Consider the following 16882-nt stretch of genomic DNA (forward strand, 5'->3'; position numbering starts at 1 on the left):
ATCAGCGGTAATCGTCCGGATCCGGTGAATCAGTCGGGTTGGCGATTGCCTTTTTCAGCTGTTCGCTCATCGGCCAGTTCAGATTGACATTCTTGGGAGGCACTGGCGATTCGAACCATTTTTTATACAAGGTGTCGAGGCGCCCATCCTTCATCATGGCAATAATTGTGTCATCCACCAGCTTCTTGAACTCAGGATCATTCTTGGGTTCCATAATGGCGTAGGGCTCAATGGTATATGCGTCCTTGCTGATCACCCATGAGTCAGGGTCGCGCGATGTCGCCACCAGCCCGGCAAGCAGGATATCGTCCATGAAGAAGGCAGCGGCACGGCCATTATTGACCGTCAGCAGCGCCTCGGCATGATCTTTGGCGGGAATGATGTTCATGCCAAGCTTTTCTTTATCGTTGGCCCCGGTAGCCCAGCGAATATTGCTGGTGCCCGCCGTGGAAACCACGGTCTTGCCCTTCAGGTCCTCAAGATTATTGATGTTGGATGACTTCTTTGCCACAAAGCGCGTTGCGGTCACAAATGTCGTAGGCGCAAATGCTACCTGCGCCTGGCGTTCTTTAGTATTGGTTGACGAGCCGCAATTCAAATCTACCGTGCCGTTTGCCAGCAACGGTATGCGTGTGGACGATGTCACGGGCACCAGCTTTACCTTGATGCTGTCCATGCCCAGCTTCTCTTCAACAGCCTTGACAATCTCATGGCAAATATCCATGGAATAGCCGATCGGCTGCTGCTTATCGTCCAGATATGAAAAGGGAATCGACGAGTCGCGGTGTCCCAATGCGATTTCACCCGTGGATTTGATCTTGTCCAGCCGGCCGTCGGCATAAGCCGGCGAACCCGCCAAGACGGCAAACACCGTCAATATTGCAATGGTGGATGTCTTCATGGCCTTGTCTCCTTGTAATTCAGAAAATCTGCCGGTATTCGCACTGGCCGACAGCACCGTCGCCCTCTGTAAACACCACGTTTTCGTTCTTTTTGAAGTGACCTGCGCGTAACCACGCCATCAGGCCTGCCATACTATTTCCGGAGCACACTGCAGCGCGCGCGCACTCATCCCATACTCGGGATCGCTACCATTGCTTGCGCGAACAAGCGTAATCTGCGGATTTTCATCGTACCCACAGCGATGCACTTTGCCCAATACCAAATTGTTCAATTCCTATGCTTTTTTTGCATAACTTACCACTACATTGAAGATGATTCTGTATCGGGAGTCAATAAATCATGACCTTCTTCTTATTACTATGACTATTACAAGCACGCCATGCGGCTGAGGAGGATTGTTTTTTTAACGTATTTTGAACCGCTTAACGGCGTCTGTCAGCGAGCCCCCGCCTTTCATATAGGTCTGCATTTTTTCCTCGCTCTCGATTAAAAGCCGGGCCTTGAGCGCTATCTCTTCGGCCGCGTGCTCTGGAATCAAGAGTACACCATCAGCGTCCCCCGCGATGATATCGCCAGGCTTGATCAGCACCCCGCCACAGACCACCGGACCGTTTTTAACGGTAGTGGCAAAACGATGCTGGCCAGCCCTTGGTGAAGTGCATTTTGCAAATACCGTCATGCCATAACCTTGCATTTCATTCAGATCACGTATGGCGCCATCTGTCACTATGCCCAGAATGCCAACTTTGCTGGCGCGCAGGGCTTGGTTGCCACCCCAGTTCGCGTGAGAGGCAATGCCCTGAACGGCAGTGACCAGAATAGAGTCTTTTCCAGCGCTATCAATCACCTCTTGAATCGCGAGCGTCATCGACGCATCTAGCGATTCCTGCGTCGCATTGGGCGGCATTGGAATGCGTCCAATAGTGATGGCGCGTCCAAGTATGGTTTCACCCGCCAATAGGCGAATGGAAGGATCCAGTGTCGTATCATCGAGTCCAAGGCCGAACATCGCGTCCGACAACACCGACGAAGACAATCCTCTCAACGCAACAAGTACACTGTCGTCTGAAGTTTTCTGCGTGGTCATTGTCTCTCTCCTAAGGCGGTATTCCTGACAACCGGGCACACGATGTCAGGGCGCCAACACTTGGCGCTTGTGGCTAAAATTGCAACTCGCAGAAGCGAGCTGCGCGATTCTGTCGCTGATCTTGTCGGCACGATAAATAGCGTAATAATCCATCTTCGGCATAGGGAAGTCCGTTTTGATAGCGCGTAGCCCCCGTCTGCAGAAATAGGCCGAAAAGTAAGCCTTAGGCAGGTATGCCACACCCAAACCGGCACGCGCCAACTCAGCCATCGCGATCATGCTGCCGCAAAACAATTTGTCCTTAGGCGCTGCGCCACCTGTCAGGAAAGAGTCCTTTAATGTCTTGTGGAGCATTGAGCCATCAGAATGCGATAGCAATGGGAAGCTCGCGATCTCTGCCATCGAATAGATTTTTCGGGGTGACACCAGCAGCTCACTACGTATCGCCCAGGTGAGTTCAAGCGTGCTAAGAAAGCTCGTCGCAATATGGGAATCCATATCCTCCATTAAGGGAGAGATGACGAAATCCAGCTCATTGGAAGCGATCTGCTGACAAAGCGTGCGGGCCATGTCGACCCTGGATTCGAGGATCATCTTCGGATAGTCTTTTTTGATCAACGCAATCAGGTCGGGCAACCAGGTAAGTGCCACCATTTCGGTCACCCCCAGCCTGAAGAACCCGGAATACGAGCCAGGGTCCTGCGTGCGTGCCACCACGTCCTGGCGAATATCCAGCATGCGGGTAAAAGCATCCAACAAGCTACGGCCTTCGACCGTCAACCTGGTTCGATTCTGACGATCAAAGATGTCGATACCGAGGAAGTCCTCCAGATCAATGATCCGTTTTGAGATAGTTGATTGCGTTGCGTGCAGTTTCTCTGCCGCCGCCGAGAAGCCGCCTAGCGTATGCACCCAATAGACCGCCTCGATCTGCTTAAAGGTTGGCATCTGATGAGACCGAGATAACAACCTTGCCGTGCGCCTGACCCGACTCCAAATGTGAATGTGCCTGTGGCGCAGTTTGCAGGGTGAATTCTGTCTGATCGACAATCGGCTTTAACCCGCCGGCCTCGACAAGCCTGGCAATCCTCGCCAATATCTCTCCATGTTGCTCCCTGTTTTTGTCGTGCAGCATGGGTATCAGCATAAAAATAACATTCAGCGTCAGTGCTTTCGCGTGCATAGGGGACAAGTCGTGGGTACTACGCGCGGCAATAGCACTGACCCGTCCATTCAATCCCGCAGCTTGTAGCGACCTGTCGAGATTCTCGCCCCCTACTGTGTCGATGACGACGTCAAAACCACGACCTTCCGTATACTTTTCGACGTAATCCTCTACGCTTTCCTTGCCTGCATCGATAATGCCATCAATGCCAAAACTGCGCAGCAACGCGTCATCGCGATGACGCGACACCGTCACGAACACCCGTGCACCACGCTGCACTGCCAGCTGGGCGGCAATGTGCCCAACGCCACCCATGCCGCCGTGCACCAGTACCGCCTCACCCTTTTTCACATGAGCGCGCTCTATAGCCTCCCAAGCAGTAATGGCAACCAGAGGCATAGCGGCAGCCTCTCTCATTGAAAGATTTACCGGCTTTTTTGCGATAAGCTGCGCATCTGCCAACACATACTCGGCCAATGCACCACCCATACCCTTCACACCGGCAACACAGCCATAAACCGCATCACCTACTTCAAATCCGGTAACACCCTCGCCAATTTTCGTGATAGTTCCTGCCGCATCGCAGCCTATGGGCCCAGGCAGCGCCGGCGAAATCGGCAATCCATTTCTAATCTTGATATCAACCTGGTTGACGGATGTCGCAGCAACCTTAATCAACACATATCCACGCTTGATTTCAGGCATTGGTATATCCTGAAGCTCAAACTGATCAACGTTACCGTGCTGCTTCAGCATGAGAGCTTGCATGTCGAGTACCTCCGATTTTGATAACTAGCAAATTTATATAACGGGCGCGATCGTTCGACACTAACCTTGTGTACTTACAGGCGTCGCGCCAGTATATCCAGCGCAGCCTCTAACGAAGTCGGCACAACATTAGCGGCAGCCGCAGGCACCCCTGCCTCGACGCTGCGCCGAAAAACATCACATGCCGCTCTCGCCATGCTAGGCTCAATCCCCGCAGAGGCGATCGCCGACGCCGACATGCCAATCTCGTGCAATCGCCGTTCGGCGTGCACTACATGAGTGGTTACCAGCAGCTCCGCCATCTCCTTCGCAGGACGCGCATCCAGCATCTGACAAAAGGAATTCAGCACTTCATCCCGTATATCAAAACGCTGCGCTGCGACTAGCGCTTCTACGTATAATGCTTCCAGCCCCTTTGCCAGAACGCTGCGCACAATCTTGATGGCGGATGCTTGGCCGGGCGAGTCACCTACACAGCGCGTATTCAATCCTAGGGCGTTGATCTGTTGAGATATGCGATCTGCGTCTATACCTGAGAGCACGATGGGCACCCTTATGCCATCCTGCGCGGGCCCTAATACCGCACCATCAATAAAATGACGTTGCGCGGCGACAAGCACTTCACTGTTGCGTATTTTTTCATCGCGGCCCATTGAATTCAGATCAAGGAATACCGCAGAGGTCTGAATCCGCGTGCAAGCCAATTCCGCCGCCGCCAGGGAGTGCTGAGGCTGAACTGTCGAAAAAACAAAGGCGGCATCGCCCAAGCCCGAATCTGCGTCTTGTAAATCGATTCCTGCCTTCTGAGCCGCCTCTTTTCGATCCAAAGAGAGATAAGGATCGATACCCACTACTCTCGCATCGCCTCTTCCAGCAATCCCTTTTGCCAGCGAAAATCCCAACTGGCCCAATCCAATGAATGCAACACAAATATCTGATGCCGTTGTCATGTTTGCTACCACTTGTGGGAAGGAACGATCTTGACCACATCACTGGGGGAGTCTCCACGGGCGATGGCATCGATAAGCAGTCCTTCTGAGGACGCAGCCGCTTCGGCGCGATTGATGACTGTCTCTGCGAGCGCTATGGGTACCACCACGATCCCATCGTCATCTGCGAGGATAAGGTCACCCGGACGAATCTGCACACCCGCAATGTGCACAGCGCCGTTGAAATCGGCGAGCTCAAGCCGATGCTTGCCGGTACGCGGCGTAATGCCGCGGGACCATACGCGCAGACCCAGCTTACGCATATTGGCGACGTCCCGCACATTGCCCTCCACGACCAGGCCAGCCAAACCAGCGGCCGCAACGCTCGTTGCCATGATGCCGCCAAAGCTAGACACGGCCTGATCACAATTACTTTCAATGACCAGGACATCGCCTGCTTGGCTCAACGTAACAATATCGCTGCCACCCAAGGCTGCACTGGGCTGCTGGTGAGCAATATTGAATCCACTCGCAATCCGGGCCGGTACATAACGCACAGTAACGGCGCTTCCCACCATTTTCCCGCCAGACCGGGAGCAGATTTCATGCCCCGGAATGGCGCTGTCAATCCCAAGTTCATCCAAAATATCGGCCACAGTAGAAGTAACGTCTTCCAATGCTTCGTAGCGCTTGATGAGGGCGGGGTCCACGCGCTCAATCTTCACTTTGCGGATTTTTTCTGGCGAAATCAAACCAAGCAATTTATCCGCATACTCCGCCAACTCATTTGCTGTTTCTTGCGTGGCCTTCATATCACTATTGCTCCTTGATCCCAGCAGCCTTTGCCACCTTCTTCCATGTTTCAATCTCGCGTTTCAACGCACTCCTGAATTCTGCGGGTGTACTACCTACGGCACCAATGCTTACTTGTTTCAGTTTCTTCTTGAAAGCATCGTCGTTACTCAGGCGTACAATATCCTGACCCAAGGCATCCACAATTTCCGGATTTGTACCTTTGGGCAAAAATACCCCGAGCCACCAACCCATATCCAGCCCTTTTACGCCATTTTCTTCAAGGGTTGGAATATCCGGAGCCAGTTCGGTACGTTCTTCGCCCAGCATTCCCATACTCGTCAGTTTCTTTGCTTCAATGTACTGAAGAGAAGGTCCCAATGTTAGAAAAGCAACATCAATCCGACCCGCCAACAGGTCCATCAAAATAGGATTCTGACCTTTATAAGGCACATGCAGAAGACGCGTGCCAGTCAGTGATTGAAACAATTCCGCCGTCAACTGGTGCGGCGAACCAGTGCCGGAAGAACCATATTTCAACGTGCCAGGTTCCTTTTTGGCCAACGCAATGAACTCAGATATATTGGCTACAGGCAAGCCGCCATTGACGACCATCACAACCGGCAAAGTAGCCGCCATACTCACCGGCTCAAAATCGCGAAAAACGTCATAATTAACTTGGTTCGGCAGTGTAAGATTAGTGACCATGCTATTCGATACAACGAGTACGGTGTGTCCATCAGGCTTTGCCTGAGCCACTTCACGTATACCGATGCTACCACTGGCTCCAGGTCGATTTTCGACGATGAATGTCTGCCCAGTCTTTTCCTGAAGCGCCTGAGACAATATGCGCGCAAACGAATCGTTGCTACTGCCGGGCGGAAACGGCACGACCAGCTTCACAGTACTTTGTGGCCACTGAGCCGACTGCGCTCCGGCCGATACCAGCATAGACAAGCCAAACACCGGAATGCACAATCGCGTCATCCATTTTTTCATGATGGGTCTCCTCCCTCACGATTACCTAACGGGACCGGCCACTTTGACTTTTTTCAAACCGGCGGCTTCTACTACATCTGCCCACTTCTTTAATTCTGCACTCACAAACCTGCCAAGCGACTCAGGATTAGAATCGACGACCGGTTCAAATCCGATATCAAGCATCTTGCGGGCCAGCTCTGGATCACGAACAGTCGCCTGGAAGGCCTTGAGCAAAGCGGCAACTACCGAATCCGGGGTTCCTGCCGGAGAAAAAATCGCACTCCAAGAGTTGGCCTGGACGTCGTAACCCTGCTCCTTAAGTGTCGGCAGATCCGTCGCACCGGAAAAGCGCTCTGCACTTGCTACGCCGAATATCTTAAGCGTGCCGTCGGCCACATGCGCATTGGTCGCAGCGAAGGTATCGAACATAAAACTGGTTCGCCCGGCAACAAGGTCGACCATCGCGGGCCCGGAGCCTTTGTAAGGGACGTGCAACGCGTCAACCTGCGCCACCTTCTTGAATAGTTCACCAGCCAGATGCAAAGGCCCGCCTATACCAGATGACGCATAGGCATACTTGCCCGGATGCTGCTTGAGCAACGCGATGAACTCTTCCAGGCTATCCACTGGAAGCTTTGCATTAGTCACAAGTACCAAAGGCACGTTGGCAATCTGGCACACTGGCACGAAGTCCTTCTCCGCGTCGTACGGCATACTTTCTGCCAACGCCTGATCCATGCCATGGGTCGCTGCCGTGCCCAGCAATAACGTATAGCCGTCGGGGGCAGCATTCTTCACATGTGACGCTCCTACGATTCCGGAAGCCCCCGCCCTGTTCTCCAGAATTACTGTTTCCCCCAGGTGCTTGTTTAAAATGGGGCCGGCATGCCTCATGAAGATATCCTGCCCGCCTCCTGCAGCGAATGGGATTATCAGCCTTAATGGACGCACCGGATACTTTCCAGCGGCCGTCGCAAAAGATGGAGCCATTCCGAAGGCGAGCATCATCGAGAGGATTTGCCGACGTGACAAGGTATTCATGTTGTCTCCAGAATATGAAGCGATCGCGTTCAAGGTTGGTACGCCTCATCAATGGGAACGCGATAGCCTGCCACCAGACGGTTTGTCTCATTGGCCATACCGACAATTGCCATCATCTCGGCGAACATCTCATCAGTCATGCCCGCCTTGTATGCGGCGGCAGTATGGCTTGCCACGCAATAAGGGCAATTGTTTGAGACACTCACTGCCAGATAGATGATTTCTTTAACCGCAGGGCTCAACGCTCCGTCCGGGGCCATTATTTCCTTGATGCTTGACCATGTACGGGCCAGCGTTTTGGGATCGTTAGCCAGATACTTCCAAAAATTGTTGAGCTTATCTATTTTTCTGGTTTGCATAATGTCATCAAATACCTGCCGCACCTGAGGGGACGCGTGTTCATATTCGATGGGGGACGTCATCGCCATGATTCTCTCCTTTTACTGAAAATCAAACCCTGCCAGTGCAATCAAATATCAAGCCGGATTCCCTTGGCTTTCACCAATGCATCCAGGTTCAACATGTCCCATGTAGTCTTTCCGGTGATAAGTGCTTCGCGAAAACGTACTTCTTTCTCTTCACGCGTTTTGCAAATCTCCGCCAAAGACTCGATTTCGTCTTTAGGGACCACCACGACGCCATCATCATCACCAATGATCAGGTCTCCTGGATGCACAGTCACGCCACCCACGGCAACAGGCTGGTTCAATGTTCCAAATGTTTCCTTGACCGTGCCCTTCACACTGATTGAGCGCGAGAAAACCGGGAAGCCAATTTTATGGATCGTCGAAGAATCCCGTACGCCACCGTCCACGACAAGACCAACGATTTGACGTCCCACCGCGCAACTCGCCATCACATCTCCAAACAGGCCCTGCTCTGTGAATCCGCCCGCATCGCAGACAATGACATCACCCGGCTGAGCAAGTTTCAAAGCGGCGTGCAGAGTGAGGTTATCGCCAGGATGGCATTGACAGGTATAGGCTCGGCCCAATATCGTCATGCCCTGCCTTATGGGCTTTATGGCGGAATCCATTGCCCCTCGCCTGCCCATACCTTCGTGTGCCGTCGCTGCGGTCACTCCCTCATACATGGTGATATCTTGCGCAGGTGCGCCTCGTTCTGCTTGTGCTACTGGCATCTCAGTCTCCTTGACTAATAATTGGTAATCACTTATCGGGTAACGTTTGCCATTCCCCAGACATAGTTTTTGCGGGGAAACTCTTCCCAATATTGGCGCATACCCTTGCTGGGAAAGGCCTTGTAGGGGCGCCGTCTCATCACCTCGACATCCATGTCCACGCCCAGTCCAGGCGCTGTAGGAATATCCATCCAGCCATCCTTTATTTCAATCCGATTCACCGCGATATCATTACAGGCGTCCTGCAGGTTGATAAAGCATTCCGCGATCACGAAATTCGAAATCATTGCCGAATAATGGATGGTGGCCGCCAGCCCAACGATGGTGCTGTTGTAGTTATGGGGACTGATGGCAACCGCATGCGGATGGGCCATCGCTGCGATGTCCAGCATCTGCAAGATGCCCCCTACAGCACAAATATCCGGATTCAGAATATCGGCCGCTCTCGCGGCAAGTACTTCGCTGAACTGTTCCTTGGTGTAGAGTGTTTCGCCTGTTACCACCGGCGTGTTTATTTTTGTGCGCACCTCTGCTACCAGTGCTATGTTGTCCGAAAGGCAGGGTTCTTCGAAGCAGAAGATATCGAACTCTTCTAAACGTCTTGCAACTCGTATAGAGTGATACGGCGCTACTCGACGGTGCGCATCGATAAGCAAGTCCATGTCTGGACCTAAGGCCTTACGAACTTGCCGAACACACTCAACCGCATGATCTTCTTCCTGCCGGGAAACAAATGTTCGCCACGGCCCAGGAAAAGGATCCCATTTGAGCGCCGTGTAGCCCATTTCCTTTACCTCTACAGCTCGTTGCACGATTTCGTCAATCGTTCCTGCCCCATACCACCAGCCATTGGCATAAACCCGCACCTGCTCACGTGATGCGCCGCCAAGCAAATTGTGAACAGGCTGCCCTGTCGCTTTGCCAACGATGTCCCACAATGCAATTTCAATGGCGCTCCATGCACACAGGAAATCCACTGATGTACGCCGGATAGCGAAGTCATCGAACATAATCTGACCGAGGTGGCGTATGTTGAACGGCGAGCGACCGACAATATAGGGAGCCATCGCCCGCAGGTATTCATCCACTATCTTTTCTTTGTTTACGCCTACATATGACTCACCCCAGCCATAGTGTCCATCGTCAGTTTCAACGCGGCAAAACAACAAGTTCTTGCCGCTTCCCGGATAGAAAAGAAAAGTTTCTATATGAGCTATCTTCACGCCACGACCTCTTCCAGAAACAAAAATTCAATGGGACGGAACGGTACTTTTATCTTTAGACAAAAGAACTTTCTCATAGCTCTATGGATTTAAAAAGCGAATTATTTTTGACGTTTAGGATCGTTTTTTTTCATAAGCTCGATGAGCTACCCAACGAGTTAGCGCTTACCAGCTTTAGGGCCGAACGACACCCTACGCGCAATCAATGAGCCCACCCACAGACTGGCAAAGCCACTCAGCGCGTCATTATGAGTTTTTCTCGGCTTTTCTGAATATTTATACATTGGACTAGCTTCACGGATTCTCCCTAGAATGCCTGCGAGACCCTAAGAGGTCGCCCGGCGAGCCTGGATATCGCCTGGCCATATCCATTGACTTACTCAATGAGCAAATTGGAGACATCAGCACAATGAGAAACATCTTCCGAAATAATTGGCGCCCTTTCGCCTTCACATTGGCCGTAGGAATGCTGTCTGCTGCAGCACCGGCCTGTGCCAGTTCATCGACCTGGCCCGCTTCGGGCAAACCCATCACAATCGTCGCGCCCTTCAGCGCGGGGTCAGGCGCTGATGGGCTCGTGCGCAGGCTGGCACAACAAGTGAACAAGGAAACCGGGGTTCCCGTCATTGTCGAAAACAAGCCCGGGGCGAGCACGACCATCGGCGCTGATGCGGTGGCCAGAGCCAAGCCGGATGGATATACGCTGCTCTACACCTACGTCCTGACACATGCCCAGAATCCCCATCTTTTCAAAAAACTGCCCTACGACGCATTCAAGGATTTCACCCCCATTCTGAAAGTCGTCGACTCTGCGACCATTCTGGCCGTGAACAAAGACGCTCCGTTCGACTCCATGCAGGCGCTCATCGAATACGCACGGCAGCATCCCGGTGAACTCAATTACGGCTCATACAACGTAGGGTCGACAGCACACCTGAACTCGGAAATACTTTTGCGCAATACCGGAATCGATGCCGTCCATATTCCCTACAAGGGCTCTGCCGACGCCCTGATAGGCCTGCTTGCAGGGGATATCCATTTCGGTTTCGTGGACACGGCAACAGCCGTGAATCAGGCGAGAGCAGGAAAGCTGAAACTCTTTGGCACCGCCACAGACAAACGTTTGGCGGTTCTCCCGGACTTGCCCACCCTGGCGGAGCAGGGCATTGAGGGTCTGGACATAGTGGGATGGCAAGCCATCTTCGCGCCAGGCAATGTGCCAGATGAATTAGCCGAGCAAATCGCCGGCGTGTTTCGCCACGCGCTGTCCGACCCTGAAATTGTGAAGAGCTTTGAATCCCAAGGCGTTCAAGTCAGCGGAGCAGGCCCCAAGGAGTTTGCCAGTATCGTGCGTCGGGACTATGAACACTGGGGGCAGATCATCAAGGCGCTTGATCTGAAACTCGATCAATAGGGATTGAGCCAGCGGGCGGGCTGGATGTGCGTGCGCCAGCCTCGCCTTGCGCTATTTTTTTACGGCCGCGCCCTCGCTCATCAATGCTTCTACCATGCTGATCACCTGTACGGCAGCGGGCGACAGTGTGCGTCCGGCATGGTGAATAATGCTGCAGGTAAGTTCTGTTTGATTGGAATAGAAAATGGGCAGCTGGATCAGGCTACCGTCTTCGAGTTCCCCGCGAATCGATTCTCGCATGCACAGAAAAATGACATCGCTGCCCAGCGCGACGGCGCGCAACGCGGCAACACTGTTGCACTCCAGCGCCATGGGAAGGTCATCGACACTGGTCAGCCTGTACAGCGCTGCCAGATGATCCCGTGTTCGAGGCGGCAAGGGCGTGGCCGCCAAACGATAATTCATCAGAGCGGACCGCAACGCACTTCGGCCTTGAATCGCCAGCAACGGATGCCCTGCGCGGACAAACAGGCCGGCATGCTGGGGCGGCAAGGGACGTACCGTGAACTCTGCTGAAGGAGGCAGGCTGTGGGTGACCGCTACAACGAAATCCAGCCTGTCTTGCGCAAGCATCTCCACCAGACTGGCCCAGCCTTCTATTTCTACACGCATGCTGATGCCAGGGTAATCCTGCGCCAATTGTGTCAGCAGAGGCGACAGAAAACCCGCGGCCGGAAACACCCCCGCCCCCATGGCGACCTCGCCGCTGGCCAGGCCCCGGATCAGTTCCGTTTCACGTTTGAGCGCCGCCGCTTCGGCCAGCACCCGGTGCGCGTGCGCCAGAACGCTGCGGCCAGGTTTGGTGAGGCGAATACCGGCTGCGCTGCGGTCCAGCAATTTCAGGCCAAGGGTTTCTTCCAGCGACTGGATACTGCGGGTCAGCGCGGATTGCGTCAGATGCAATTTTGCCGCGGCGCGAGAATAGTGACGCTCCTCAGCCAGCGTGGAAAAGTGTTTTAAGGCGCGCAAACTAAGCATAATGAGTTTTTATCATTAATTTATCCAACAGTATGCATTTGATTCAAACCAACCGCAAGCCTAAGATTTATCGATCGAAGGCGGATTTCAGAGGCCGGCAACCCAAATGACCCGGCATCAGCTACCCGCAAAATTCATCAGTGACATCAGGAGAGAGACAACATGTACGACTTGGTAATCCGGCGCGGCACGATTGTCGATGGCAGCGGGCAGCCTGCATTCTGTGGAGACCTTGCCATCAGCGCGGGGAAGATTGTTCAGGCAGGTGGCAAGGCAGGCGCCGGGCGGCGCGAAATAGATGCGGATGGATGTCTGGTGACGCCGGGGTGGGTCGATATTCACACTCACTACGATGGCCAGGCCACGTGGGATCCTTACCTCAGCCCTTCCACCTGGCATGGCGTGACGACAGCGATCATGGGCAACTGTGGCGTAGGCTTTGCCCCGGTGCGCCAGGATCGACGCGATTGGTTGATCAAGGTCATGGAAGGCGTGGAAGACATACCAGGCTCGGTGCTGTCCGAAGGCATCGAATGGGAGTGGGAAACCTTCCCCGAATACCTGGACGCCCTGGCACGTAAGCCCAAAGCCTTGGATATCGGCGCCCAATTGCCGCATTCTGCCTTGCGCGCCTATGTCATGGGCGATCGGGCCATACATCATGACGAAGCCGCCCCCCAGGACTTGCAGGACATGCGCAATCTTTTACGCCAGGCAATGGATGCCGGGGCAATGGGCTTTTCCACTTCAAAGACATTTCTGCACAAGTATGACGAGCGCAAGTATCCTCCCGGCACTTTTGCCACGGAAGAGGAACTGATGTCCCTGGGTACCGTGCTGGGCGAGGCAGGCCACGGTGTGTTCCAGATGACTGCCAACCACCCTGCGATGGAACAGGAAATGCCCTGGCTCGGTGCTCTGGCGCGGCACAACGACTTGCCCGTTCTATTCAACCTGCAGCAGACCGATGATGCGCCGGATGTTTGGCGCCAGCTTATGGACCAACTGGAACAAGCCCGCCAGCAGAACATCCCCTTACTGGGCGGCATCAGCGGCAGACCGCTGGGCATACTTTTCTCATGGCAAAGCAGCTTGCATCCTTTCGTCGCGCACCCGACCTTCAAGGTGCTGCAAACCCTGCCATTCGACGAGATGATTGCGCAGTTGCGCGACCCGGACGTACGCCGCAAACTGATGGGTGAAAACGCTGGCCTGCTCGACCGGCGCGCCACAACGTTATTCAGCAGCTTTCACAAGATCTTCCCGCTGGGCGACGAGCCGGACTATGAGCCGCGAGAGGAAAACAGCGTGGCCGCGATGGCAGCGCGCACAGGCCGGCAGCCCCTGGACATCGTCTACGATCTGATGCTGGAGAAGGAAGGCAAAGCATTCTTGTACTACCCGTCCTTCAATTACGCCTATGGGCATCTGAATCATGTGCACGAAATGCTCCAGCACGACAATACGGTGAACAGCTTGTCGGACGGCGGCGCCCATTGCGGTTACATCTGCGACGTCAGTTTACCCACCTTCATGCTCAGCTACTGGACCCGTGATCGCAAGCGTGGCGATACATTGCCCTTGGAACGCGTGGTAAAGCGCCAGACTGCTGATACCGCGCGCGTGTATGGCCTGCACGATCGAGGCACGCTGATGCCGGGATTCAAGGCGGATATCAATGTGATCGACCCCGCCATGCTCAAGCTGCATGGACCGGAGATGGTATTTGATCTGCCGGCAGGCGGGCGTAGATTAGTACAGCGTGCAGACGGCTATGTCGCGACGCTGGTCAACGGAGAGCCCATTTTCGAACATGGCCAGTCGACCGGATCACTGCCAGGTCGGTTGCTGCGTAGCCGCAAAGGAGGCATCCATGCGTGATTCTGTATCATCCAGCGCTATGACAGATCAACATATAGACCAGCTTTTCCTACAAGCCCGCACCCACAGTGCCTGGCTGGACCAGCCCGTGGCTCCTCAGCTGCTGCAGAAACTGTATGCCATGACCGCCATGGGGCCGACCTCAGCCAACTGCTCGCCTTTGCGCGTGATATTTGTGTGCAGCCCACAGGCAAAGGAGCGGCTGTTGCCACACATGGCAGCCGGCAACCGCGAAAAAACCCGCCAGGCACCGGTAACCGCCATTCTGGCCTACGACCTGGACTTCCCTGAGCAACTGGCCACGCTTTACCCTCATGAGCCGTCGGCGCCATCCTGGTTCACCAGCAGCGCCGACGCCACCCGAATCGCGGCGCTACGCAACGGCAGCCTTCAAGGCGGTTATTTCATTCTGGCCGCACGCAGCCTTGGCCTAGATTGCGGGCCCATGGGCGGGTTTGACGCAGAGGCCGTGGCACAGGCGTTTTTCCCGGATCGGCCGTATGAGGTGAATTTTCTTTGTAATCTGGGTTACGGCGACGATCAGGCGTTGCATCCGCGTCTTCCACGCTTGAGCTTCGAAACCGCATGTGAGGTAGTTTGAGGCGGCGGTTGCTTGCCATAACAATTTAAAGCTTGGCGGCCTATCCCGGCCGTCCTCTTTCATCCGGCCGGAGCGCCGGTTTTTTTTTGAATGAACGGAACAACTGGTTCATTTCGTTACTTGACTGTTGAATTGCACAGCCTATACTGAACTCCATACGGATGGTAAATGGATGGTGTATACCATCCAAGTAGAGTATAAAGGAACAGTATGAGCGTGCATGACATTCGACCCAAGCTCAATGAAAGCGAGAAGGTCACGATCAACCTTGGCCTGATTGATCTTGGACAAATAGATCTGTTGGTACAGGAAGGCTTTTATTCAAATCGCACAGATTTGATCCGCACCGCCATCCGCAATCAGTTGAATACCCATACGGATGTCGTCAAACAGACGGTAGCTCGTAAAAGCCTGGTGCTGGGTTTGCAGCATTACTCGCGCGCAGACCTTGAGGCGCTACAGGCCGCCGGGCAGCGCCTGCAAATCCAAGTGCTGGGCCTGGCCAGTATCGGCACAGATGTATCACCGGAACTGGCGTTGGCAACCATAGAATCCATAACCGTGTTAGGCGCCTTGCGCGCGAGTTCGGCCGTCAAGAAAGCCCTGGCTCAGCGTATTCGTTAATGAATGACCGTAAACACTCTGCGCCCCTGGCTTATCCGCCTGACGACGTTTGGAAGGAACCGTTGTAATGAAAATGAACGAAAAGATGTTCGAAAAAATGCGGGATGCGACGTCAACCTTGATGACAAGCGGACCAGCAGCAGCCACGATCGCTATTCAGCAAGCCTTGCAGCAACACGGCTGCTGGGACGCAGGCGAACACCCGGCCTGGCGCCCACAGCAGTCGCGCCCGATGCGCGATATCACCCCTGCGCCAGAGGAAGCGACAATCGAGTGCATAGATATCTCCGACACACACCACACACTCGGTACAGACAAGGCAGGCGATGCCTGTCAGCCTGAAGAAGCCGGCGAGCCAGACCGTTTTATCGCCGGATCGTATCGCAACAACGCAGGCCAGCGAAGCTACAAACTGTACGTTCCCAGCAGTTATCACGGGCAGACTCTGCCATTGATGGTTATGCTGCATGGCTGCACACAAGATCCAGACGACTTTGCCAGCGGCACGCGCATGAACGAGATCGCCGAAGAAAAACAATGCCTCGTCGTGTATCCCGCCCAGGCACAATCCGCCAATAGTGCGCGGTGCTGGAACTGGTTCAAGGCCATCGATCAAAAGCGTGATCAAGGCGAGCCGTCACTCATCGCTGGCATCACGCGTCAGGTTATCGACACTTATCATATCGATGCGAAACGCGTTTATATAGCTGGCATGTCGGCGGGGGGCGCGATGGCCGTCATCATGGGCACGCTCTATCCGGATCTATACACCGCTGTCGGTGTTCATTCAGGCCTGCCCTATGCCTCGGCACAAGACCTGCCCTCAGCGCTGGCAGCAATGAAAAATGGACCATCGGCATATCAGGCAAAATCCGGAACACCCACTGGGGCCGCTGCCCGTCTGGCGGCAATCCCCATCATCGTTTTTCATGGCGACCGAGACTCAACCGTCCATCCCAGCAACAGCGACACCATCGTGGTACAAAGTGCGCCACACCGCAAATCCCAAGATAAACATATGCAATCTGCTGATCCGGATCTCGCGACGACGAGCGGCAAATCCGAACCGGTCGTGCAGGTGGGAAAAACGCCCAATGGTCACGCATTTACCCGAACTACCTATGCCGATGCACAAGGGCATGTCGACGCCGAACAATGGCTTATCCACGGCGCCGCTCATGCGTGGTCCGGCGGCAGCAACCAGGGCAGCTACACAGATGCCAGAGGCCCCGATGCCAGCCGGGAAATGATGCGTTTCTTTTATACCCAGACTAAGAAGAGATAAGCGCTTCGCGACGATACACGCCTAAGTTATAATGTACGTTATTCTGTACAACCTATGAGCCTATGGAGG

The 16882-nt window shown here is 54.2% G+C and carries 17 protein-coding genes; 5 read left to right on the forward strand and 12 right to left on the reverse strand.

Features of this window, described 5'->3' with window-relative positions; translation table 11 throughout:
• Position 1: 1 nt before the first annotated feature.
• The 11 genes from ERE07_RS06520 to ERE07_RS06570 form a co-directional block, all read right to left on the reverse strand.
• Positions 2-901 carry an amino acid ABC transporter substrate-binding protein gene (locus tag ERE07_RS06520; protein WP_130008003.1) on the reverse strand — a complete coding sequence of 300 codons (900 nt, stop codon included), beginning with the start codon at positions 899-901 and terminating at the stop codon, positions 2-4.
• Positions 902-1306: 405 nt separating this feature from the next.
• Entirely contained in the window at positions 1307-1990 is a 684-nt protein-coding gene (locus tag ERE07_RS06525) for an RraA family protein (RefSeq protein WP_130008004.1), read from the reverse strand.
• Between the two features lie 45 nt (positions 1991-2035).
• Positions 2036-2938, reverse strand: coding sequence for a LysR family transcriptional regulator (locus tag ERE07_RS06530; RefSeq protein ID WP_130008005.1), 903 nt, complete (start codon positions 2936-2938; stop codon positions 2036-2038).
• Positions 2925-3923 (reverse strand): zinc-dependent alcohol dehydrogenase family protein, encoded by a 999-nt coding sequence (locus tag ERE07_RS06535; RefSeq protein WP_130008006.1) that lies wholly within the window; start codon positions 3921-3923, stop codon positions 2925-2927. The genes ERE07_RS06530 and ERE07_RS06535 overlap by 14 nt, the downstream gene beginning before the upstream one ends.
• A 74-nt stretch (positions 3924-3997) precedes the next feature.
• A complete protein-coding gene (locus ERE07_RS06540) occupies positions 3998-4873 on the reverse strand; it encodes an NAD(P)-dependent oxidoreductase (RefSeq protein ID WP_130008007.1) in 876 nt (291 codons plus the stop codon).
• 5 nt (positions 4874-4878) lie between these two features.
• Positions 4879-5664 (reverse strand): RraA family protein, encoded by a 786-nt coding sequence (locus ERE07_RS06545; protein ID WP_130008008.1) that lies wholly within the window; start codon positions 5662-5664, stop codon positions 4879-4881.
• 4 nt (positions 5665-5668) lie between these two features.
• Positions 5669-6643, reverse strand: a complete 975-nt coding sequence (locus tag ERE07_RS06550; RefSeq protein WP_130008009.1) for a Bug family tripartite tricarboxylate transporter substrate binding protein — start codon at positions 6641-6643, stop codon at positions 5669-5671.
• 21 nt (positions 6644-6664) lie between these two features.
• Positions 6665-7666 carry a Bug family tripartite tricarboxylate transporter substrate binding protein gene (locus ERE07_RS06555; protein ID WP_130008010.1) on the reverse strand — a complete coding sequence of 334 codons (1002 nt, stop codon included), beginning with the start codon at positions 7664-7666 and terminating at the stop codon, positions 6665-6667.
• Between the two features lie 29 nt (positions 7667-7695).
• Positions 7696-8094: a carboxymuconolactone decarboxylase family protein gene (locus tag ERE07_RS06560; protein WP_130008011.1), complete on the reverse strand. Its 399-nt coding sequence runs from the start codon at positions 8092-8094 to the stop codon at positions 7696-7698.
• 41 nt (positions 8095-8135) lie between these two features.
• Positions 8136-8807, reverse strand: a complete 672-nt coding sequence (locus ERE07_RS06565) for a 4-carboxy-4-hydroxy-2-oxoadipate aldolase/oxaloacetate decarboxylase (RefSeq protein ID WP_130008012.1) — start codon at positions 8805-8807, stop codon at positions 8136-8138.
• 32 nt (positions 8808-8839) lie between these two features.
• Complete coding sequence (locus ERE07_RS06570) at positions 8840-10030, reverse strand: mandelate racemase/muconate lactonizing enzyme family protein (protein WP_130008013.1); 1191 nt, start codon at positions 10028-10030, stop codon at positions 8840-8842.
• A gap of 409 nt (positions 10031-10439) precedes the next feature.
• On the opposite strand from ERE07_RS06570, the gene ERE07_RS06575 reads away from it, so the two are divergent.
• Positions 10440-11444 carry a Bug family tripartite tricarboxylate transporter substrate binding protein gene (locus ERE07_RS06575; RefSeq protein ID WP_130008014.1) on the forward strand — a complete coding sequence of 335 codons (1005 nt, stop codon included), beginning with the start codon at positions 10440-10442 and terminating at the stop codon, positions 11442-11444.
• Between the two features lie 51 nt (positions 11445-11495).
• On the opposite strand, the gene ERE07_RS06580 is transcribed toward ERE07_RS06575, so the two are convergent.
• Positions 11496-12422: a LysR family transcriptional regulator gene (locus ERE07_RS06580; RefSeq protein WP_245153504.1), complete on the reverse strand. Its 927-nt coding sequence runs from the start codon at positions 12420-12422 to the stop codon at positions 11496-11498.
• 162 nt (positions 12423-12584) lie between these two features.
• Between ERE07_RS06580 and ERE07_RS06585 the strand changes: the two genes are divergently transcribed.
• The 4 genes from ERE07_RS06585 to ERE07_RS06600 all read left to right on the forward strand — a co-directional run bounded on the left by ERE07_RS06585 (position 12585) and on the right by ERE07_RS06600 (position 16813).
• Entirely contained in the window at positions 12585-14303 is a 1719-nt protein-coding gene (locus ERE07_RS06585) for an N-acyl-D-amino-acid deacylase family protein (protein WP_130008016.1), read from the forward strand.
• Positions 14296-14904 (forward strand): malonic semialdehyde reductase, encoded by a 609-nt coding sequence (locus ERE07_RS06590; protein WP_245153505.1) that lies wholly within the window; start codon positions 14296-14298, stop codon positions 14902-14904. Before ERE07_RS06585 ends, ERE07_RS06590 begins: the two co-directional genes overlap by 8 nt.
• Before the next feature lie 210 nt (positions 14905-15114).
• Complete coding sequence (locus ERE07_RS06595) at positions 15115-15528, forward strand: CopG family transcriptional regulator (RefSeq protein WP_130008017.1); 414 nt, start codon at positions 15115-15117, stop codon at positions 15526-15528.
• A gap of 67 nt (positions 15529-15595) precedes the next feature.
• A complete protein-coding gene (locus ERE07_RS06600) occupies positions 15596-16813 on the forward strand; it encodes an extracellular catalytic domain type 1 short-chain-length polyhydroxyalkanoate depolymerase (protein ID WP_130008018.1) in 1218 nt (405 codons plus the stop codon).
• The last annotated feature ends 69 nt before the right edge of the window (positions 16814-16882 follow it).

This window comes from Allopusillimonas ginsengisoli (assembly GCF_004153455.1).
GTDB lineage: Bacteria > Pseudomonadota > Gammaproteobacteria > Burkholderiales > Burkholderiaceae_B > Allopusillimonas > Allopusillimonas ginsengisoli.